This is a genomic window from Variovorax sp. J22G73, assembly GCF_030317035.1.
In the GTDB taxonomy this organism is placed as follows: Bacteria; Pseudomonadota; Gammaproteobacteria; order Burkholderiales; family Burkholderiaceae_C; genus Variovorax.
The window spans coordinates 434503-453708 of the sequence record NZ_JASZYK010000004.1 but is presented as its reverse complement, the minus strand read 5'-3'; the positions used below and the strand labels follow the sequence as shown (position 1 = coordinate 453708).

The window sequence follows — 19206 nt, the reverse complement described above, 5'->3', positions numbered from 1 at the left end:
CGCCTTGTTCCCGCCTCGGTTCTCTTTATTTCTGCACGGCCTTCGCCCGCGCCACCCCATACCGCTGCAGCGTCTTCTCCCGCGCCTCCGCATGGTCCACCACCGGCTTCGGGTAGTTCTCGCCCAGCTTGATGCCCGCCGCTTCCAGTTCCACCGGCGAGGCCGTCCACGGCGCGTGGATGGCCGCGTTCGACAGCCCCGCCAGCTGCGGCAGGTAGCGGCGGATGAACTTGCCTTCGGGGTCGAAGCGCTCGCTCTGCGTCACCGGGTTGAAGATGCGGAAGTAGGGCTGAGCGTCGCAGCCGCTGGAGCTGGCCCACTGCCAGCCGCCGTTGTTGGAGGCCAGCTCGAAGTCGTTCAGGTGCGTGGCGAAGTAGGTTTCGCCGCGGCGCCAGTCCAGCCCCAGGTCCTTGCACAGGAAGCTGGCCACCACCATGCGCAGGCGGTTGTGCATGTAGCCGCTCTGGTTGATCTGCAGCATGGCCGCGTCCACCAGCGGGTAGCCCGTGCGGCCTTCGCACCAGGCCTCGAACAGCTGGTCGGCATGCTTGCCGTGGTGCCACTGGATCTTGTCGTAGTCGGGCCTGAAGCTCTTCGACTCGCCGCCCGTGTGCACATGCGGAAAGTGCGCCAGGATCTGGAAGTAGAAGTCGCGCCAGATCAGCTCGCTCAGCCACGTCGCCGCGCCCGCGTTGCCCTGCAGCGAAAGCTGGTGCGCCACGCTGGCCAGCTGCCGGATCGACACCGTGCCGAAGCGCAGGTGCACGCCCATGTAGCTGGGCCCGCGCACCGCCGGGAAGTTGCGCGCGTCGTCGTAGCGGTCGATGCGCTCGAAGAAATCCTCGAACAGCTCGCCCGCGCCCTGGGTGCCGGTGGGAATCTCCAGCGCCGAGAGGTTGGTCTTCTCGAAGCCGATCTCGCGCAGCGTGGGCACCGGCTCGCCGTAGGCCTGGGGCGAGGGCACCAGCGCGTCGGCGTGGCTGCGCACCGGGTACGACTTCAGAAAGAACGAGTCGACCTTCGCCAGCCAGGCCCGCTTGTAGGGCGTGAACACGGTGTAGGGCTGGCCGGTCTTGGTCATGACCTCGTCGCGGTCGAAGACGGTCGAGTCCTTGTAGGGGTGGAAGGTCACGCCGGCGTTGGCCAGCGCGCCGAACACCTTGGCGTCGCGTTCCAGCGCGTCGGGCTCGTCGTCGCGGTTGGCGAACACGGCCTGCACGTCGAGCTCGCGGGCCAGCGCCGGAATCTCGTGCACCGCCGCGGCATGCCGCACGATGAGCCCGCCGCCCAGCGCGCGCAGCTCGGTTTCGAGCGCCACCAGCGATTCGCGGATGAACTCCACGCGCCGGTCGGCGGTGGGCAGCAGGTCGAGGATCGCCTTGTCGAAGACAAAGACGCACACCACCTGGCGGCATGCGCGAAGCGCGCGGTAGAGGGCTGCGTTGTCGTCCACGCGCAGGTCGCGGCGGAACCACATGAGCCCTTTGGGATAGGTCTTGTCGACGGCCAGTAAAATCGGAGGCATATGGCTGCCGATTCTGCCCCGATGAACCTCACGCATCACTTTTTGATAGCGATGCCCGGGATGGAAGACAAAACTTTCAACCGCAGCGTCGTGTACCTCTGCGAACACAGCGAGCGCGGCGCGCTCGGGCTGGTGATCAACAAACCCAGCGACATCAACCTGAAGGTGCTGTTCGAGAAGATCGAGCTGCACCTGTCGCGCCCCGAGCTGGGCGAGGCCCCCGTTTTCCAGGGCGGCCCGGTGCAGACCGAGCGCGGCTTCGTGCTGCACGAGCCGGTCTTCACGCAGGCCGAGAAGCCCGAGGAATCGGTCTACGCCTCGACCATGACCATTCCCGGCGGGCTCGAGATGACCACCTCCAAGGACGTGCTGGAGGCCCTGGCCACCGGCGCGGGCCCGCGCAAGGTGCTGGTCTCGCTGGGCTATTCGGCCTGGGGCGAGGGCCAGCTCGAGTCCGAACTGGCCGAGAACAGCTGGCTCACCGTGGCCGCCGACTCGGCCGTGATCTTCGACACGCCCATCGAGCAGCGCTACGACAAGGCGCTGATGCTGCTGGGCCTGGAGGCGTGGAAACTGTCTCCCGACGCGGGCCACGCGTGAGCGACACCATGTCAGACGCGCCCGCGACCGGCCCCGCTTCCGTTCCTGTCCCCGCTCCTGTTCCGGTCCCCGCCACGGTCCCTGCCCACTTCCAGTCCTTCCTGGCCTTCGACTACGGCACCAAGCGCACCGGCGTGGCCAGCGGCAACCGGCTGTTGCAAAGCGCCACCCCGCAGGCGACCATCAAGGCCGAGGGCACCGATGCCCGCTTTGCCCTGGTCGAGGCGCGCATCAAGGAATGGCAGCCCGACGCGCTGGTCGTCGGCGTGCCCTACCACCCCGACGGCGCCCCGCACGAGAACACCCGCCGCGCCCAGAAGTTCGCGCGCCAGCTGCGCGGGCGTTTCAACCTCCAGGTGTTCGAGGTCGACGAGCGCTACAGCACCACCGAGGCCCTGTCCTCCGGCGCCCGCGATGCCGATGCCGCCTCCGCCTGCATCATCCTGGAGCAATTCTTGAGGAGTCTCCCGTGAGTTCCCTTTCCGCTATTCCCGCGACCACTGCGACCCCCGCGATCCCCGATGCCGAAGCCCTCTACAAGGAGCTGCTGAACGGCGTGAAGCCGCTGATGCGCCCCGCCACCAAGCTGGTCGGCATCACCTCCGGCGGCGCCTGGCTGGTCGAGCGGCTGCAGAAAGACCTGGGCCTGGCCGGCGCGCCCGGCGTCATTTCCTCGGCCATGCACCGCGACGACTTCGCGCGCCGCGGCCTCTCGGCCAGCGCGCAGACCGCATTGCCCTTCGACGTGAACGGCACCGACGTGCTGCTGCTCGACGACGTGCTCTACACCGGGCGCACCATTCGCGCGGTGCTCAACGAGCTGTTCGACTTCGGCCGCCCCGCCTGCGTGCGCCTGGCCGTGCTGGTCGACCGCGGCGGGCGCGAGCTGCCCGTGGCCGCCGACTTCGCCGCGACAACGCTCACGCTCCCCGACACCCAGTTGCTCGCCCTCGCACGCGCCGAGGACGGCGCCTTCAGCCTCAAGGTGGAGGAGAACAAGTAATGCTCTACAAGCGAAACCCGCAGCTCAACAAGAACGGCGAGCTGATCCACCTGCTGTCCATCGAGGGGCTGCCCAAGGACATCGTCACGCACATCCTCGACACGGCCGCCAACTTCACCAGCGTGAGCGACCGCGAGGTGAAGAAGGTGCCGCTGCTGCGCGGCAAGAGCGTGTTCAACCTGTTCTTCGAGAACAGCACGCGCACGCGCACCACCTTCGAGATCGCGGCCAAGCGCCTGTCGGCCGACGTCATCAACCTCGACATCGCGCGCTCCTCGGCCACCAAGGGCGAGTCGCTGCTGGACACCATCGCCAACCTGAGCGCCATGGCCGCCGACCTGTTCGTGGTGCGCCACAGCGAGTCGGGCGCGCCGTACCTGATCGCGCAGCACGTGGCACCCCACGTGCACGTGGTGAACGCCGGCGACGGCCGCCACGCGCACCCCACGCAGGGGCTGCTCGACATGTACACGATCCGCCACTACAAGAAAGACTTCTCGAACCTCACGGTCGCCATCGTGGGCGACGTGCTGCATTCGCGCGTGGCGCGCTCCGACATCCACGCGCTCACCACGCTGGGCTGCGCCGAGGTGCGCGTGGTCGGCCCCAAGACGCTGGTGCCCGCCGACATGGCCGGCATGGGCGTGCGCGTGTGCCACACGCTCGAGGAAGGCATCAAGGACTGCGACGTGGTCATCATGCTGCGTCTGCAGAACGAGCGCATGAGCGGCGCGCTGCTGCCGTCCTCGCAGGAATTCTTCAAGACCTTCGGCCTCACGCCGGAGAAGCTGCAACTGGCCAAGCCCGACGCCATCGTGATGCACCCGGGCCCCATCAACCGCGGCGTGGAGATCGACTCCGCCGTGGTCGACGGCAAGCAGAGCGTGATCCTTCCCCAGGTCACTTTCGGCATCGCGGTGCGCATGGCCGTGATGAGCATCGTGGCGGGTAACGAAGCATGAACACACTGATCACCAACGCCCGCGTGGTCGACCCCGCGTCGGGCACCGACAGGCAAGCCGACATCGCCATCGCCGACGGCAAGATTGCAGGCATCGGCAACAGCGTGCCCGCCGGGTTCAAGGCCGAGCGCACCATCGACGCCGCGGGCTGCATCGTCGCGCCCGGCCTGGTCGACCTGGCCGCGCGGCTGCGCGAACCGGGCTACGAGCACGAAGGCATGCTCGAAAGCGAAATGGCCGCGGCCATTGCCGGCGGCGTGACCAGCCTGGTGTGCCCGCCCGACACCGACCCCGTGCTCGACGAGCCCGGCCTGGTCGAGATGCTCAAGTTTCGCGCCGAGAAGCTGCAGGGCGCGCGCCTGTTCCCGCTGGGCGCGCTCACGCGCAACCTGGCCGGCGGCGTGCTCACCGAGATGGCCGAGCTCACCGAGGCCGGCTGCATCGGCTTCAGCCAGGCCGACGTGCCGCTGGCCGACACGCAGGTGCTGCAGCGCGCCCTGTCCTACGCCAGCACCTTCGGCTACACCGTGTGGCTGCGCCCGCAGGACCGCGACCTGGGCAAGGGCGTGGCCGCCAGCGGCCCGCTGGCCACGCGGCTGGGGCTCGGCGGCGTGCCGGTGTCGGCGGAAACCATTGCCATCTTCACCATCGTCGAGCTCATGAAGAGCACCGGCGCGCGCGTGCACCTGTGCCGCATTTCGAGTGCGCGCGGCGTGGCGCTGGTGCGCGAAGCCAAGGCGCAGGGGCTGCCGCTGACCTGCGACGTCAGCATCAACTCGCTGCACTTGGCCGACACCGACATCGGCTACTTCGACAGCCGTGCTCGCCTGAACCCGCCGCTGCGCCAGCAGGGCGACCGCGACGCGCTCTCCGCCGCGCTGGCCGACGGCACCATCGACGCGCTGGTGTCCGACCACACGCCCGTGGAAGCCGACGCCAAGACCCTGCCTTTCGCCGAAGCGGAGCCCGGCGCCACCGGCCTCGAACTGCTGCTGCCGCTCGCGCTGCAGTGGGGCGAGCGCAGCGGCGCGGGCGTGGCGCGCGCCATCGAGGTCATCACCTCGGCGCCCGCGCGCCTGCTGAGCGCCGCCGACGCGGGCACCGGCATCGGCCGCATCGCCGAAGGCGGCGTGGCCGACCTGTGCATCGTCGACCCCGCGCTCGAATGGCAGGTGCTGCCCGAGGCGCTCAAGAGCCAGGGCAAGCACACCCCCTTCGCCGGCTACCCGCTGCTGGGCCGCGCGCGCCACACGCTGGTGGCCGGGCGCGTGGTGCACGGCTAGAAGCAACGCCCCGATGGTCCATTCACTGAAGGCCTGCTGGCGCCTGCTGCATGCGGTGGGGCATGCGCTGGCCGGCTGGTGGACGATCCGCTTCACCTTTCCCGGCCTGTCGCAGGCCGAGCGCAACGCGCGCGTGCAGGCGTGGTCCCGGCGCATGCTCGAGATCATGGGCATCACCCTCAGGGTGCAGGGCACGCCGCCGCCCGAGGGGCCGGTGCTGCTCATCTGCAACCACCTGTCGTGGCTGGACATCACCTGCATCCACGCGGCGCGGCACGTGCGCTTCGTGTCCAAGTCGGACGTGAAGGGCTGGCCGCTGATCGGCACGCTCTCGACCGGCTCAGGCACGCTCTACATCGAGCGCGAACGCCGGCGCGATGCGCTGCGGGTCGTGCACCACATGACCGAGGCGCTGCGCAATGGCGACCTGATCGGCGTGTTTCCCGAGGGCACCACCAGCGACGGCCGGGGCCTGCTGCCGTTCCACGCCAACCTGCTGCAGGCGGCCATTTCCTCGGGCGCGCCCGTGTTGCCTGCCGCGTTGCGCTTCGCCGATGCCGCCACCGGCGAGACTAGCCAGGCCCCGCGCTACATCGACGACGACAGCCTGGCCACCTCGCTGTGGAACACCTTGCGCGCGCCGCCGTTGCTGGCCATCGTGCGCTTCGGCGAGCCGCAGGACTCGCACGGCCGCGACCGCCGCACGTGGGCGCAGTCGCTGCATGAAGACGTGCAGCAACTGCGCCGCGAAACGCTCTGACCGCTGTCTTTCCGGGGCGAGCCGCGCGGCATAAAAAAAGCGCCTCCGAGGAGGCGCTTAACGACGCCGAAGCGCCGTGAGGAGGAACCGCAATTGCAGTTCGAGCAAAAACCTCGCGGTGTTCTCAGGGTCAGAGAATGCCGAAGACCTTCAGGCCGATGATCACGATCAACGGTACGCCGCACAGCCAAAGAATGATGCTTTTCATGATCGAGGTCTCCTGAAGTAGTGAGCCTCCAGCGTGGCCGCGGTTCAGCGCGCCACGTGCGGGATAAAGCAATTCGCACGCGTGAGCGCGTGCCTACATGCCTGTGCGCTCAGGCCTGCTCGCCTGTCGGCACGAAGCCCAGGCGGCGCGAGATCTCCAGCGCGCAGGCTTTCAGCGGCACCGCCACGCGGCCTTCCCATTCGCGGTCGAAGGTGGCCTCGGGCCCCATGGCCGTGATGCCCAGCACCAGGTTGTTGGTCGAGTCGAACACCGGCGCGCAGAACGCGTCGATGCCCGGAATCGGCTGGCCCAGCGTGCGCGACATGCCGTGCAGCCGCGTCTCGACCAGCAACGCCTCTATCTCCGCGCGCGACAGCTCCGTGGTGGCGCCGCGGCCGTCCGCCGGGCGGGCGCGCGCCAGGTCGTCGAGCATCATTTTTTCCACCACCTTGGGCGGCAGGTAGGCGGCAAAGAGCCGGCCCGTGGCCGTGTAGGCCAGCGACATCACGGTGCCGGTGCGCAGGTTCACGTGCAGCGGATGAATGGGCTCTTCCAGCCGCACCACGGTCGGGCCGAAGTTGCCCCACACCGCCACCGCGATGCTCTGCTCGGTTTCCGAGGCCAGCGCCTCGATGAGCGGCGAGGCCTCCTTGATCGGGTCCAGCCGCTGCAGCTTGGCCAGGCCCAGCTGCAACGCCAGCGGCCCCAGTTCGTAGCGGCCGGCGCCGTCCTGCACGACGAAGCCGACCTTCAGGAAGCTGACGAGGTAGGGGTGCGCCTTGCCGACGGGAACACCCGCCGACTTCCCCAGGTCGCGCAGCGCCATGGGCGCCACATGGCGCCCGAGGGCCACCAGCAACTGGGTTCCGATTTCGATCGACTGAATGCCACGTCTTGGCTTTTCCATGGGGCGCCCAGCGTGGGGAATGAAAGTGGGGGCGAGTATAGCCATCAGGGTTTCTACTGATATTGTCATGATCAATCGACGATGACTGATAGTCTGATAGTAACTAAACGACTTGACCATATCAATGTCGCTGCCTAAACTCCGGCCCAACTTAAGTCGTACACAAACAGAGGCAAGACAAGCAGATGGAACAGACCAGTTTTGAATGCGATGTGCTCGTCGTCGGCAGCGGCGCATCGGGCATGTCCACCGCCATCACGGCGGCGTCGCAGGGGTTGAAGGTGCTGGTGGTCGACAAGGAGCCGCGCTTCGGCGGCACCACCGCGCGCTCGGGCGGCTGGCTGTGGATTCCGGGCACGCGCCTGGCCACGGAGCAGGGCATCCACGAACCCGAAGGCGCCGCGCTGGCCTACATGCAGCACGAGACCACCACGCATTTCGACGCGGCGCGCGTCGGCGCCTTCCTCGACATGGGCCCCAAGGCCATCGACTTCTTCACGCGCAACACCTGCGTGCAGTTCGACATGCCGCCCGTGTTCCCCGACTACCACGCCGAAGCGCCCGGCGGCCAGCAGGGCGGGCGCTCGATGGTCACGCGCCCGTTCGACGGCCGCGAGCTCGGCGCGCGCGTGAAGCAGCTGGCGCCGCCGCTGCCCGAGCTCACGGTGTTCGGAATGATGTTGGGCTCGGGCCCCGAGATCAAACACTTCATGCGGGCCTTCAAGTCGCCCACCTCGTTCTGGTACGTCACCAAGCGGCTCACCCGCCACTTCCTCGACGTGCTGGGCCATGGCCGCGGCATGACGCTGACCAACGGCAACGCGCTGGCCGGCCGCCTGGCCAAGGCCGCCATGGACCTGGACATTCCCGTGTGGCTCTCCTCGCCCGTGAAGAAGCTCGTGGTCGAGTACGACGGCGTCTCGGGCGCGGTGGTGCAGCACGAAGGCAAGACGATGCGCATCGTGGCGCGGCGCGGCGTGGTGCTGGCGTGCGGCGGCTTCCCCTACGACGTGGAACGCCGCAAGGAGCTGTTCCCGCACGCGCCCACCGGCAAGGAGCACTACTCGCCGTCGCCTTCCACCAACACCGGCGACGGCCTGCGCCTGGCCGAGGCGGTGGGCGGCCGGGTCGACGGCACCATTCCGCACGCCGCGGCATGGGTGCCGGCGTCGGTCACCACGCGCCCCGACGGCACCAAGGGCGTGATGCCGCACTTCATCGATCGCGCCAAGCCCGGCGTGATCGCGGTCACGCCCAAGGGCAAGCGCTTTGCCAACGAAGGCAACTCGTACCACGACTTCGTGCAGGCGATGGTCAAGGCCTGCGAGCGCGACGCCGAGCCCGAGGTCACGGCCTGGCTGCTGTGCGACCACAAGGCGCTGCGCGACTACGGGCTGGGCTGCGTCGCGCCCTCGCCGCTGCCCATCGGGCGCCACCTGAAGAGCGGCTACCTGAAGCGCGGCGCGAGCATCGGCGAGCTGGCCAAGGAAATCGGCATTGCGCCCGCCGTGCTCGAAGCCACGGTGAAGGAGTTCAACAACAGCGCGCGCACCGGCGAAGACCCGCTCTTCGGCAAGGGCAGCAAGGCCTACAACCGCTACCAGGGCGACGCCAACGTCACGCCCAACCCGTGCGTGGCGCCGCTGGAAAACGGCCCGTACTACGCCATCAGGCTGGTGGTGGGCGACATCGGCACCTTCGCCGGCCTCGTCACCGACGAGAAGACCCGCGTGCTCGACGCCGACCGCCAACCCATCAAGGGCCTGTACGCCGTGGGCAACGACGCGGCCAGCGTCATGGGCGGCAACTACCCCGGCGCGGGCATCACGCTGGGCCCGGCACTGACCTTCGGCTACGTGGCCGGCCTGCAGCTCGCGCAGGCCGAAGCGCTGTCCACGGTGCAGCTGCAGGTCGAACAGCGCGAAGCCGTGCCGCTCGCCCGCAAGGCCTGACGCCTTTTCGTTCACACCCTTCCACACAGGAGCCACCGATGGCCTTTCCCGCAAACGTCGCCCCCCGCCTGCTCGAAGGCCGGCTGGCCTTCATCACCGGCGCCGGCCAGGGCAACGGCCGCGCGCTCGCGCTCGGCCTGGCCCAGGCCGGTGCCCGCGTGGTCGTCACCGACATGAACGACGCCACCGTGCGCGAAACCGCGCAGCTGGTGCGCGACGAAGGCGGCGAGGCCTGGCCGTTCGCGCTCGACGTGACCGCGCCCGAGGCCTGCCACGCGCTCGCCGAGCGCGTGGGCAAGGAGATCGGCAACGTCGACCTGCTGGTGAACAACGCCGGCATCATCATTCGCGAGACCACCAGCAGCCCGAACGCCGCGGCCAACTGGAAGAAGACCATCGACGTGAACGTGCACGGCACCTTCAACACCACGCTGGCCTTCATTCCGGTGCTCAAGCAAACGCGAGGCTCCATCATCAACATCGCCTCCATCGCGGCCTACGCGGGGCAGGCCGCGAGCCTGGGCTACGCGCCGTCGAAGGGCGCCATCAAGCTGCTCACGCAGTCGCTCGCACAGGAGCTGGCACCGGCGGGCGTGCGGGTGAACGCGCTGGCGCCTGGCGTCATCGAGACGCCCATGACCGCCGCCACGCGCGAGAACCCGCAGCGCCTCGAGTCGTTCATGACGCGCATTCCCATGGGCCGCGTCGGCCAGACCGAAGACCTCGTGGGCCCGGTCATCTTCCTGGCCAGCGACATGTCGCGCTACGTCACCGGCATCGTGCTGCCGGTGGACGGCGGCTTCCTCGCGGTCTGAGCCACTGGCTGCGCCTTTCCGAACTTCCGCGCCTTCCCGAATTTCCGCTTCCTCGTTCGTCAACCTCAGGAGACAAAAAATGAAAACCGTCCGTCTGTACAAGACATTGCTCGCCACCGCCGCGTTCTCCACGTTCGCCGCGTTCGCCCCCGCGGCGTCCGCGCAGGACATCAAGCTCGGCTACAACGGCGACCTCTCCGCCTCGCCTTCCGCGCAGAGCGGCCAGGCCGCGGTGCTGGGCATGGAAGCGGCCATCGCCGACATCAACGCCGCTGGCGGCGTGCTCGGCAAGAAGCTGGCGCTGGTCACGCGCGACGACGTGTCGGCCCCGCCCAAGTCGATCCAGAACATGAGCGACCTGATCGACAACGAGAAGGTGGTGGCGGTGTTCGGCCCCACCAACTCGGGCAACGCCATGGCGTGGAAGCACATCGCCAACCAGAAGAAGATTCCCGTGCTGGGCAACGTGGGCTCGGGCACCGACATCACCAAGCCCATGAGCCCCGGCGCCGACAACTACATGTTCCGCGTGTCCATGGTCGACCGCGAGCAGGTGGCCGCGCTCATGGCCTACGTGAAGAAGAACACGGCCGCCTCCAAGGTGGTGGGCCTCATGGCCGAGACCACCGGCTACGGCCAGGGCGGCCTGAAGGACATGGAAGAGATCGCCAAGCTGCAGGACATCAAGGTCGCGGCCACCGAGCGCTTCGGCGTCGGCGACACCGACATGACCTCGCAGCTCAGCAAGATGAAGGCCGCCAACGTCGACACCGTGGTGGTGTGGGCGCAGGGCACGCCCATCGCGCAGCTGGTGCGCAGCATGGAGAAGATCAACTACTTCCCGCTCACGCTCACCTCCTGGGCGGCCGACAACATCACCTTCTACGACGCGGCCGGCAAGGCATTGGCCGAGAAGCCGATCTTCATGCGCACCGTGAGCGAAACCCGCACGCCCGCGCAGCAGAAGCTGTTCGACCGCATCGGCAGCAAGCTGAAGGCGCCGGGCTCGTTCTCGTTCGCGCTGCACGGCTACGACTCCATGCAGATCCTCGCGCAGGCCATGAAGCAGGCCAACACCACCGAGGGCTCGGCCGTGCGCGCCGCGCTCGAAGACCTGAAGACGCCGGTGCAGGGCGTGCTGAAGACCTACGACAAGCCCTTCAGCAAGACCAACCACGAAGCCCTGACCGCCAAGGACCTGGTGTGGATCCGCTGGAAGGACGGCAAGCTGCTGCCCTACGACGACGCGCTGATCGGCGGCCTGAAGCCCGCCGACTTCAAGCAGTAGGCCGCCCCGGCCAACTGAAGAAGATCCGAGAAAACCCAAAAGAACCCAAGAAGAGAGACACACCATGGTTGTAGCGCTCCTGCAGGCGCTCATCAGCGGGCTCGCCGTCGGCGGTGCCTATGCGCTGGTGGCGCTCGGTTTCAGCATCACGTTCACGACGACCAAGACGCTGAACTTCTCGCACGGCGAGTTCGTCTCGGCCGGCGCGTTCATCGGCATGAGCGCACTGTTCCTGGTGCTGGGCAAGCCCTTCGACTCCACCACCTTCGGCGACGCCGTTCCCGGCGCGGGCGCTCAGCTGTTCGCGCTGGTGGCCGCGCTGGGCGTGATGGGGCTGCTGGGCTGGCTGCTCTATGTGCTGGGCGTGCGGCCGTTCGCGGGCCGCCCCGGCATGGCCTGGGTCATGAGCACCCTGGGCTTCGGCGTGATCCTGCAGAGCGTGGGCCTGGCCATCTGGGGGCCCAAGCCCGTGGTGGTGCCCGCGCCGGTGGGCGACACCGTGATCCGCATGTTCGGCGTGGGCGTGCGCCCGCAGGAGCTGCTCACGCTGGGCGTGGCGGTGGTGGTGATGATCGGCTTCGACCGCGTCATGAACCGCACCATGGTCGGCAAGGCCATGCGCGCGGTGGCGCAGAACGGCAACGTCGCCAGCCTCATGGGCATCAACACCAACGCGATGATGATCGGCGCCTTCGTCGTCAGCTCCGCGCTGGCCGGGCTCTCGGGCTTCCTGCTGGCGCCCATCGCGCAGGCCTCGCTCTTCATGGGGCTCACCGTGGGGCTCAAGGGTTTCTCGGGCGCGATGATCGGCGGGCTGAGCAATCCGCGCGGCTGCGTCATCGGCGGCTTCCTGCTGGGGGTGCTCGAGTCGATGGTCAACCTGTGGCAGGCGCAGTGGCGCGAGGTGGCGGTGTTCGCGCTGGTCATCCTGGTGCTGGCCTTCCGCCCCACCGGCCTCTTCGGCCGCTCGACGGTGGAGAAGGTATGACGCTCGCGAAGCGCCTTGCCCACCCCGCCGGCGTGGTCGCGTTCGCGGCCGCGCTGATCGGCGTCGTGTCGATGTTCGGCAACGACTACTACCTGCGCATCGCCTTCATGATGTGCGTCTACTACCTGTGCGCCGCCGGCATGAACGTGCTGGTCGGCTACGCGGGGCAGAAATCGCTCGGCCAGGCGGGCCTGTTCGCGGCGGGCGCCTACGGCGTGGCGCTGCTCACCTCGCGCACCGACATGGACCCGTGGCTCGCGCTCGCGCTGGCCGCCGTCATCTCGGGCGTGTGCGGCGTGCTCATCGCGCTGCCTTCGCTGCGCGTGAAGGGGCCGTACCTGGCCATGGTCACGCTGGCCTTCGGCATCGTGGTGGAAAAGCTCGTGGGCGAATGGACCGACGTGTTCGGCGGCGCGCAGGGCATCTACGGCATCCGCCCGCTCACCTGGAAGGGCGCGCCGCTGGACACCACGCAGTGGGTCGTGCTGGGCATCGTGCTGTGCGCGGCCCTGCACCTGCTGCTGCGCAACCTGCTGGGCGGGCGCTTCGGTCGCGCGCTGCTGTCGCTGCAGGCGGACGAGATCGCGTCGTCGTCCGTGGGCGTGCGCGTGTACCGCGCCAAGGTCATGGCCTTCGTGGTCGCGGCCGTCACCTGCGGCATCGCGGGCGCGCTGGTGGCGCAGCAGAACCAGTACATCAACTCCGACTTCATCACCTTCCACCTGTCGATCTTCATCCTGCTGCTGGTGCTGTTCGGCGGCGCGGGCTCCATGTACGGGCCGCTGGTGGGCGCGGTGCTGCTCACGCTGACCGACGCGCTGCTGGCGCGCTGGCCTTCGGCGCAGCACTTTCTCTACGGCTTCCTGCTGCTGTTCGCGCTGTACGTCATGCCCGGCGGCGTGGTGGGCCTGTTCAACAAGTGGTTCATGAAGTCGCGCCACCGGGGCGAGGGCGCCGGCAACGGCGTGCCCGGCCAGATCGGCCCTGGCGGCGAAGGCGAGCTGCTGGTGGTGCAGGGCGTGAGCAAGTCGTACGGCGGGGTGAAGCCCGCGCAGGACGTGTCGTTCCGCCTGCAGCGCGGCCACATCCATGCGCTCATCGGGCCCAACGGCGCGGGCAAGAGCACCATGATCAACATGCTCACCGGCGTGATCGCGCCCGACGCGGGCTCCATCCGCTTCCTGGGCGAGAACATCGCCGGGCGGCCCGCGCACACCATCTGCTGCATGGGCATGGGCCGCACCTTCCAGAACCTGCGCCTGTTCGCGGAGCTCTCGGTGCTCGACAACGTGATGCTCGGGCGGCACAGCCGCATGAGCAACGGCTTCCTGTCGTCGCTGGTGGCATGGCCCACCGCCGGCAAGCAGGAGCGCGAGACGCGCGAGCGCGCGTTGCAGCTGCTCGACCTGGTCGGCCTCGGCCACCTCGCGCACTGGCCCGCGGGCAGCCTGCCCTACGGCCTGCAGCGCCGCGTGGAGCTGGCACGCGCGCTGGCCACCGAGCCGCAGCTGCTGCTGCTCGACGAACCCGCCGCCGGCCTCAACCCGCAGGAGACCGCCGAGCTCGGCGAGCTGCTGCTGCGCGTGGGCAAGTGCGGCGTGTCGATCCTGATGGTGGAGCACCACATGGACCTGGTCATGTCCATCTCCGACCACGTGATCGTGCTCGACTACGGCATCAAGATCGCCGAGGGCAAGCCCGCCGAGGTGCAGGCCAACCCGCGCGTGGTCGAGGCCTACCTCGGCGTGGACGACGAAGACGAAGCGCCGGCGCATTGCGCGAACGCACCGCACACCGTGCCCGCTTGAGCGAAAGACCGAAACCATCATGTTGAAAATCGAATCGGTGAAGGTCTCCTACGGCGCCATCGAGGCCGTGAAGGGCGTGAGCCTCGAGGTGCGCGCGGGCGAGGTCGTCACCATCATCGGCGCCAACGGCGCCGGCAAGAGCACGCTGCTGAAAAGCATCGTCGGCCTGGAGCCCGTGGCCGAAGGCCGCGTGCTCATCGACGGCAACGACTGCACCCACGTGCCCGCCCACCAGCGCGTGGGCCTGGGCGTGGCGCTGTCGCCCGAGGGCCGCGGCGTGTTCCCCGACCAGACGGTGCGCGAGAACCTCATGCTCGGCGCCTACTCGCGGCGCAACGACAAGGCCTTCGTGGAGCGAGCCATCGAGCGCGAGTTCGCGCGCTTTCCGCGCCTGAAAGAACGCCAGCACCAGCCCTCGGGCACGCTGTCGGGGGGCGAGCAGCAGATGCTGGCCATTGCCCGCGCGCTCATGAGCGAGCCGCGCCTGCTGCTGCTCGACGAGCCCTCGCTGGGCCTGGCGCCGCTCATCATCAAGGACATCTTCGACGCCATCCGCCAGCTGCGCAGCTCGGGCCTCACCATCCTGCTGGTGGAGCAGATGGCCAAGCAGGCGCTGGGCGTGGCCGACCGCGCCTACGTGCTCGAAACCGGCTGCATCACGCTCGAGGGCTCCGGCCGCGAGCTGCTCGACAACCCCAAGGTGAAGTCCGCGTACCTCGGCACGCACTGACCCATCGCCTCCCGCTCAACTTGCAAAGGACACACCCATGACCGCACCCACCACCAAGAAATTCGCCAGCCAGGCCGACCTGGAAGAAAAGAAGGTCTCCTTCACCCGCCTTTCCGAGAACGCCTACGCGTACACGGCCGAGGGCGACCCCAACACCGGCATCTTCATCGGCGACGAGGCCGTGATGGTGGTCGACACGCAGGCCACGCCCGCCATGGCGCAGGACGTGATCCGCCGCATCCGCGAAGTCACGCCGCTGCCCATCAAGTACGTGCTGCTGAGCCACTACCACGCGGTGCGCGTGCTGGGCGCGTCGGCGTACTTCAAGGAAGGCGCGGAACAGGTCATTGCCAGCCGCGACACCTACGACCTGATCGTGGAGCGCGGCGAGCAGGACAAGGCCAGCGAAATCGGCCGCTTTCCGCGGCTGTTCCGCAACGTGGAGTCGGTGCCCGCCGGCCTCACCTGGCCCACCATGACCTTCGACGGCACCATGAGCGTGTGGCTGGGCAAGAAGCTCGAAGTCAAGATCGCGCAGGTCGGCCGCGGCCATACCAAGGGCGACACCATCGCCTACCTGGAAGACCAGAAGATCTGCTTCGCGGGCGACCTCGTGGAGTACCAGAGCACCGCCTACGCGGGCGACTGCTACTTCCGCGACTGGCCCACCACGCTGGACCGCCTCGCGGGCTTCGGCTTCGAGAAGCTGGTGCCCGGCCGCGGCGCCGCGCTGGAGAACGCGAGCGACGTGCGCAAGGCCATCGCCTCCACGCGCGCCTTCATCTCCGACGTGTACACGCTGGTCAACAACGGCGTGGCCGCGGGCAAGACGCTGAACGTGATCTACAAGGAAACCGTGGCCGCGCTGCGCCCCACCTATGGTCACTGGGTCATCTTCGACCACTGCATGCCCTTCGACGTGACGCGCGCGTACGACGAGGCCACCGGCCATGTGGACCCGCGCATCTGGACGGCGGAGCGCGACATCGAGATGTGGAACGCCCTCGAAAGCTGAGGTGAACCCACGCGCGCCATCGCCGGGTGCACCGGCACCGGCGTCATCGGCTCTATCGGCGTCATCGGCGCCTTCGGCTTCACCGCCGGGTGCCACGCCCGCCGCCGTGCAAGGCTGGCTGCTGCTGGCCATGGTGCTGTGGGGCGTGAACGTGTCGGCCGTGAAGACGCTCACCGCCACCTTCGAGCCGCTGACGCTGGCGGCCGTGCGCATGGTGGTGGCGTGCTGCGCGCTCAGCGCCATCGTGCTGTGGCGGCGCACCGGCCTGCCGGCGCTGCATGCGCGGCAGCTCGCGGCGCTCGCGGGCTGCGCGTTTCTCATGGTGTACGCCAACCAGATCCTGTTCGCGCAGGGGCTGCAGCGTTCCACCGCCACCAACGGCGCGCTCATCATGGCGCTGAGCCCGCTGGTGTCGTCGCTGATGGCCGCGCTGGTGTTCGGCGAGCGCTTCACGCCGCGCCGCATGCTGGGCGTGGCGCTGGGCTTCGCCGGCGTGGCGGCGGTGGTGCTGAGCCACCCCGGCGCGGGGCTGTCGAGCGCCGGCATCGGCGACCTGATGCTCGCGCTGTCGGTCGTCAGCTTCGCGGTCGGCGGCGCCGGCGTGCAGCGGCTGGCGCGGCAGATCGATCCGCTGTCGATCAGCTGGGTCATCTACATCGTGGGCACGCTCATGCTGGTGGTGCACACCGTGCTCGGGCCTTCGCGGCTGGGCACTGCGCAGCTGTTTCCCGGCGCCTGGCCGTGGGTGCTGGTGCTGTTCTCGGGCATTGCCGCCACCGCGGCGGGCAACCTCATCTGGAACCGCGCCATCTCCGTCATCGGCATGGCGCGCACCGCCGTGTTTCTCTATTGGGTGCCGGTGTTCGGCGTGGGCTTCGCGGCGCTGCTGCTGGGCGAAACGCTGACCTGGTGGCACCTGGCCGGTTTTGCCGCGGTGATGACGGGCACCTGGCTCGGCACGCGGCCCGTTGCCGTGGCGGCGCCCGTGCCGGTGCGGCCCGCCTCCTGATTTCTTCTTGCCATGCCTGCTGCCATGCCCGATGCCATGCCCCTGCTGTTCCAGCCCCTGAAGCTGCGCGAGCTCACGCTCGCCAACCGCGTCGTCATCTCGCCGATGTGCCAGCACGCCGCCGAGCGCGGCCACGCCACGCCGTGGCACATGGTGCACCTGGGCAAGTTTGCGCTGGGGGGCGCCGGCCTCATCCTCACCGAGAGCACCGCGGTCGATCCGCGCGGGCGCATCGGCACGGCCGACCTCGGGCTGTGGAAAGACAGCCAGATCGCGCCGCTGAAGGCCGTGGTCGATTTCGTGCACGCGCAGGGCAGCGCCATTGGCGTGCAGCTGGCGCACGCGGGGCGCAAGGCAGGCAGCGAGCCGCTGTGGGAGGGCGGCGCCGCGTTGAGCGACGCGCGCATGGCCGCCGACGACGAGCCGTGGGAGCGCCTGGGCCCCAGCGCGCTGGCCGCCGGGCCCGGCTGGTCGGCGCCGCGCGCGCTCGATGCCGACGGCATCGCCTCGGTCGTGAGGCATTTCGTCGATGCCACGGTGCGCGCCGACAAGGCCGGCTTCGACGTGGTCGAGCTGCACTTCGGCCACGGCTACCTGGTCGCGAGCTTTCTCTCGCCCAACGCCAACCACCGCGGCGACGCGCTCGGGGGCAGCCGCGAGAACCGCATGTGGCTGGCGCTGGAAATCGCGACGCGCGTGCGTGCCGCCTGGCCCGCGGGCAAGCCGTTGTTCTGCCGGCTGTCGGCGGTCGACGGCACCCTGGACGGCTGGGGCCTCGACGATTCCGTGGTGCTCGCGCGCGAGCTCAAGCGCTGCGGCGTGGACGTCATCGACTGCTCGTCGGGCGGGCTCACCGAAGAGACGCGCGCGCTGCCCGTGCCGCGCGGCCTGGGCTTTCAGGTGCCGTTCTCGGAGCGCATACGGCGCGAGGCGCAGGTGCCCACGCAGGCGGTCGGAATGATCGTCGACGCGCAGCAGGCCGAGGCCGTGCTCGAGGCGGGGCAGGCCGACCTGATCGCGCTGGGCCGCGAGGCGCTGTTCGACCCCTACTGGCCGCACCACGCCGCCGCCGCGCTGGGCGCGGACCCGGGCTTCGAGCGCTGGCCCGTGCGCCACGGCGTGTGGCTCGCCAAGCGCGCGCCGGGCCTGGCGCGTGCCCGCGCGGAAGCCGAGATGGAAAGCAACAAGGAGACCGACCGATGACCGAACCGACGACCCTGCGCATGGGCCTGATCCGCAAGAAGCCCGAGTGGACCGACGCAGCCTTTCGCACCCACTGGCGCGACAGCCACGGCCCGCTGGTCGCGCAGCTGCCCACGCTGCGCGCCTACCGGCAGAACCTGGTGGTCGACCGGCTGCAGCGCGGCATCGACTTTGCGCGCGGCCCGTGGGACTTCGACGGCTTTTCGCAGCTGCGCTTCGACGAGGCCGCGCAGGCGAACGCGGCCTTCCACAGCGGCGAACTGGCCGCGGCCATTCGCGCCGACGAAGAACACTTTCTGGGCGGCCTGCACATCGTGAGCGTGGCGCAGAGCGAAGTCATCGCGCTGCCGCCCAGGCCCGAAGGGCTGCTCAAGCGCATCTCGCTGCTGCGCCGCCCGGTCGCGCAGACCGAGGAAGACTTTCGCCGCGAATGGAAGGTGCATGCCGACCACGTGCGCCGCATGCCCGGCGTGAGCGGCTACCGGCAGAACGTGGTGACCGCGCGCGAGTTCGTGAAGGGCACGCCGTGCGGCTACCCCGAGCTGCCCATCGACGGCATCGTGGAGCTGTGGTTCGAGAACACCGACACGCTGAACGCCGCCTTCGCCTCGCCGCAAGGGCAGGTGACGATGGCGCATGCGCTCACCTTCCTGGCGGAGATCACGGCCTTCGTGGTGGAAGAGCACCGGGTGGTGTAGCGGGGCGAATGCCGGGGCGTTCGCGGCTGCTTGCGGAGGCCCTCGTACCATCTGGCACCGTCTGGCACCGTCTGGCACCGTCTGGCACCATCGGGCCTCAGCATGGAGGCACGCATGGGTCGGATCTTTTTCGTGGCGCTGGTCATGGCCGTGGCCGCGTGTTCGGCATCGGCCCAGACGCGCAAGCCGTTCCCGCCCGGCGTGGTCGGCGCCATGCAGGTCGATGCGGGCACGGAGTACGTGTTTCTCGACCGGCCGAGCACCGTGGGCGGTGCCTGCAAGGGGTGGAAGGCCGTGTCGATCCAGCAGCCCGGCCGGCTGGGCTCGGGCACGCTGGGCGTGATGTGCTGGAAGGAATCGAATGGCCGGCTGCTGACCGCCACGGCCGCCAAGGTGTCGCCGCAGATCGCGTCGATGGACCTGATTCGCTGAAAAACGAATCTGGCGAATCC

General features: G+C 68.9%; 20 protein-coding genes. 17 read left to right on the top strand and 3 right to left on the bottom strand.

Annotated features, from left to right (window positions below; all coding sequences use genetic code 11):
* Nucleotides 1-25: 25 nt before the first annotated feature.
* Nucleotides 26-1525 (bottom strand): cryptochrome/photolyase family protein, encoded by a 1500-nt coding sequence (locus QTI51_RS18635; RefSeq protein WP_116909472.1) that lies wholly within the window; start codon nt 1523-1525, stop codon nt 26-28.
* On the opposite strand from QTI51_RS18635, the gene QTI51_RS18630 reads away from it, so the two are divergent.
* From QTI51_RS18630 to QTI51_RS18605, 6 genes are read left to right on the top strand one after another with little or no spacing between them, the layout of a single operon-like run.
* Nucleotides 1526-2125 carry a YqgE/AlgH family protein gene (locus tag QTI51_RS18630; RefSeq protein WP_116909471.1) on the top strand — a complete coding sequence of 200 codons (600 nt, stop codon included), beginning with the start codon at nt 1526-1528 and terminating at the stop codon, nt 2123-2125.
* Nucleotides 2126-2133: 8 nt separating this feature from the next.
* Nucleotides 2134-2598, top strand: a complete 465-nt coding sequence (ruvX, locus tag QTI51_RS18625; RefSeq protein ID WP_116909653.1) for a Holliday junction resolvase RuvX — start codon at nt 2134-2136, stop codon at nt 2596-2598.
* A complete protein-coding gene (gene pyrR, locus QTI51_RS18620) occupies nt 2595-3128 on the top strand; it encodes a bifunctional pyr operon transcriptional regulator/uracil phosphoribosyltransferase PyrR (RefSeq protein WP_286516017.1) in 534 nt (177 codons plus the stop codon). The genes ruvX and pyrR overlap by 4 nt, the downstream gene beginning before the upstream one ends.
* Entirely contained in the window at nt 3128-4090 is a 963-nt protein-coding gene (locus QTI51_RS18615) for an aspartate carbamoyltransferase catalytic subunit (RefSeq protein ID WP_093130404.1), read from the top strand. Before pyrR ends, QTI51_RS18615 begins: the two co-directional genes overlap by 1 nt.
* Nucleotides 4087-5373: a dihydroorotase gene (locus QTI51_RS18610; RefSeq protein ID WP_116909470.1), complete on the top strand. Its 1287-nt coding sequence runs from the start codon at nt 4087-4089 to the stop codon at nt 5371-5373. Before QTI51_RS18615 ends, QTI51_RS18610 begins: the two co-directional genes overlap by 4 nt.
* Before the next feature lie 13 nt (nt 5374-5386).
* Nucleotides 5387-6133, top strand: coding sequence for a lysophospholipid acyltransferase family protein (locus QTI51_RS18605; protein WP_116909469.1), 747 nt, complete (start codon nt 5387-5389; stop codon nt 6131-6133).
* Nucleotides 6134-6263: 130 nt separating this feature from the next.
* On the opposite strand, the gene QTI51_RS18600 is transcribed toward QTI51_RS18605, so the two are convergent.
* A complete protein-coding gene (locus QTI51_RS18600) occupies nt 6264-6413 on the bottom strand; it encodes a hypothetical protein (RefSeq protein WP_165840310.1) in 150 nt (49 codons plus the stop codon).
* 37 nt (nt 6414-6450) lie between these two features.
* Nucleotides 6451-7248 carry an IclR family transcriptional regulator gene (locus QTI51_RS18595; protein WP_116909468.1) on the bottom strand — a complete coding sequence of 266 codons (798 nt, stop codon included), beginning with the start codon at nt 7246-7248 and terminating at the stop codon, nt 6451-6453.
* A gap of 185 nt (nt 7249-7433) precedes the next feature.
* Here QTI51_RS18595 and QTI51_RS18590 point away from each other — a divergent pair, with 185 nt between their 5' ends.
* The 11 genes from QTI51_RS18590 to QTI51_RS18540 all read left to right on the top strand — a co-directional run bounded on the left by QTI51_RS18590 (nt 7434) and on the right by QTI51_RS18540 (nt 19186).
* A complete protein-coding gene (locus QTI51_RS18590; protein WP_116909467.1) occupies nt 7434-9200 on the top strand; it encodes an FAD-dependent oxidoreductase in 1767 nt (588 codons plus the stop codon).
* A gap of 38 nt (nt 9201-9238) precedes the next feature.
* Nucleotides 9239-10015, top strand: coding sequence for an SDR family NAD(P)-dependent oxidoreductase (locus QTI51_RS18585; RefSeq protein WP_116909466.1), 777 nt, complete (start codon nt 9239-9241; stop codon nt 10013-10015).
* Between the two features lie 79 nt (nt 10016-10094).
* Nucleotides 10095-11303 carry an ABC transporter substrate-binding protein gene (locus QTI51_RS18580; RefSeq protein WP_116909465.1) on the top strand — a complete coding sequence of 403 codons (1209 nt, stop codon included), beginning with the start codon at nt 10095-10097 and terminating at the stop codon, nt 11301-11303.
* A 64-nt stretch (nt 11304-11367) separates the two neighbouring features.
* On the top strand, nt 11368-12291 hold the full coding sequence (locus tag QTI51_RS18575; RefSeq protein WP_116909464.1) for a branched-chain amino acid ABC transporter permease: 924 nt from the start codon (nt 11368-11370) through the stop codon (nt 12289-12291).
* Nucleotides 12288-14099, top strand: a complete 1812-nt coding sequence (locus QTI51_RS18570; RefSeq protein WP_116909463.1) for a branched-chain amino acid ABC transporter ATP-binding protein/permease — start codon at nt 12288-12290, stop codon at nt 14097-14099. Before QTI51_RS18575 ends, QTI51_RS18570 begins: the two co-directional genes overlap by 4 nt.
* 19 nt (nt 14100-14118) lie before the next feature.
* Nucleotides 14119-14829, top strand: coding sequence for an ABC transporter ATP-binding protein (locus tag QTI51_RS18565; protein ID WP_116909462.1), 711 nt, complete (start codon nt 14119-14121; stop codon nt 14827-14829).
* Between the two features lie 37 nt (nt 14830-14866).
* Entirely contained in the window at nt 14867-15844 is a 978-nt protein-coding gene (locus tag QTI51_RS18560; RefSeq protein ID WP_116909461.1) for an MBL fold metallo-hydrolase, read from the top strand.
* Between the two features lie 106 nt (nt 15845-15950).
* Nucleotides 15951-16853 (top strand): DMT family transporter, encoded by a 903-nt coding sequence (locus QTI51_RS18555; protein ID WP_116909460.1) that lies wholly within the window; start codon nt 15951-15953, stop codon nt 16851-16853.
* A gap of 12 nt (nt 16854-16865) precedes the next feature.
* Nucleotides 16866-18056 (top strand): NADH:flavin oxidoreductase/NADH oxidase, encoded by a 1191-nt coding sequence (locus QTI51_RS18550; protein WP_286516025.1) that lies wholly within the window; start codon nt 16866-16868, stop codon nt 18054-18056.
* Nucleotides 18053-18754 carry an EthD domain-containing protein gene (locus tag QTI51_RS18545; RefSeq protein ID WP_116909458.1) on the top strand — a complete coding sequence of 234 codons (702 nt, stop codon included), beginning with the start codon at nt 18053-18055 and terminating at the stop codon, nt 18752-18754. The genes QTI51_RS18550 and QTI51_RS18545 overlap by 4 nt, the downstream gene beginning before the upstream one ends.
* Before the next feature lie 114 nt (nt 18755-18868).
* Nucleotides 18869-19186 carry a hypothetical protein gene (locus QTI51_RS18540; protein ID WP_132748790.1) on the top strand — a complete coding sequence of 106 codons (318 nt, stop codon included), beginning with the start codon at nt 18869-18871 and terminating at the stop codon, nt 19184-19186.
* The last annotated feature ends 20 nt before the right edge of the window (nt 19187-19206 follow it).

Excerpts from the sequence above, each read along its gene's own strand:
- QTI51_RS18635 (WP_116909472.1), bottom strand. The coding sequence starts at position 1,525 with ATGCCTCCGATTTTACTGGCCGTCGACAAGACCTATCCCAAAGGGCTC.
- QTI51_RS18580 (WP_116909465.1), top strand. The coding sequence starts at position 10,095 with ATGAAAACCGTCCGTCTGTACAAGACATTGCTCGCCACCGCCGCGTTC.
- QTI51_RS18575 (WP_116909464.1), top strand. The coding sequence starts at position 11,368 with ATGGTTGTAGCGCTCCTGCAGGCGCTCATCAGCGGGCTCGCCGTCGGC.
- QTI51_RS18615 (WP_093130404.1), top strand. The coding sequence starts at position 3,128 with ATGCTCTACAAGCGAAACCCGCAGCTCAACAAGAACGGCGAGCTGATC.
- QTI51_RS18630 (WP_116909471.1), top strand. The coding sequence starts at position 1,526 with ATGGCTGCCGATTCTGCCCCGATGAACCTCACGCATCACTTTTTGATA.
- QTI51_RS18540 (WP_132748790.1), top strand. The coding sequence starts at position 18,869 with ATGGGTCGGATCTTTTTCGTGGCGCTGGTCATGGCCGTGGCCGCGTGT.
- QTI51_RS18595 (WP_116909468.1), bottom strand. The coding sequence starts at position 7,248 with ATGGAAAAGCCAAGACGTGGCATTCAGTCGATCGAAATCGGAACCCAG.
- QTI51_RS18550 (WP_286516025.1), top strand. The coding sequence starts at position 16,866 with ATGCCTGCTGCCATGCCCGATGCCATGCCCCTGCTGTTCCAGCCCCTG.
- ruvX (WP_116909653.1), top strand. The coding sequence starts at position 2,134 with ATGTCAGACGCGCCCGCGACCGGCCCCGCTTCCGTTCCTGTCCCCGCT.
- QTI51_RS18565 (WP_116909462.1), top strand. The coding sequence starts at position 14,119 with ATGTTGAAAATCGAATCGGTGAAGGTCTCCTACGGCGCCATCGAGGCC.
- QTI51_RS18585 (WP_116909466.1), top strand. The coding sequence starts at position 9,239 with ATGGCCTTTCCCGCAAACGTCGCCCCCCGCCTGCTCGAAGGCCGGCTG.
- QTI51_RS18545 (WP_116909458.1), top strand. The coding sequence starts at position 18,053 with ATGACCGAACCGACGACCCTGCGCATGGGCCTGATCCGCAAGAAGCCC.
- QTI51_RS18590 (WP_116909467.1), top strand. The coding sequence starts at position 7,434 with ATGGAACAGACCAGTTTTGAATGCGATGTGCTCGTCGTCGGCAGCGGC.
- QTI51_RS18570 (WP_116909463.1), top strand. The coding sequence starts at position 12,288 with ATGACGCTCGCGAAGCGCCTTGCCCACCCCGCCGGCGTGGTCGCGTTC.
- QTI51_RS18560 (WP_116909461.1), top strand. The coding sequence starts at position 14,867 with ATGACCGCACCCACCACCAAGAAATTCGCCAGCCAGGCCGACCTGGAA.
- QTI51_RS18610 (WP_116909470.1), top strand. The coding sequence starts at position 4,087 with ATGAACACACTGATCACCAACGCCCGCGTGGTCGACCCCGCGTCGGGC.
- QTI51_RS18605 (WP_116909469.1), top strand. The coding sequence starts at position 5,387 with ATGGTCCATTCACTGAAGGCCTGCTGGCGCCTGCTGCATGCGGTGGGG.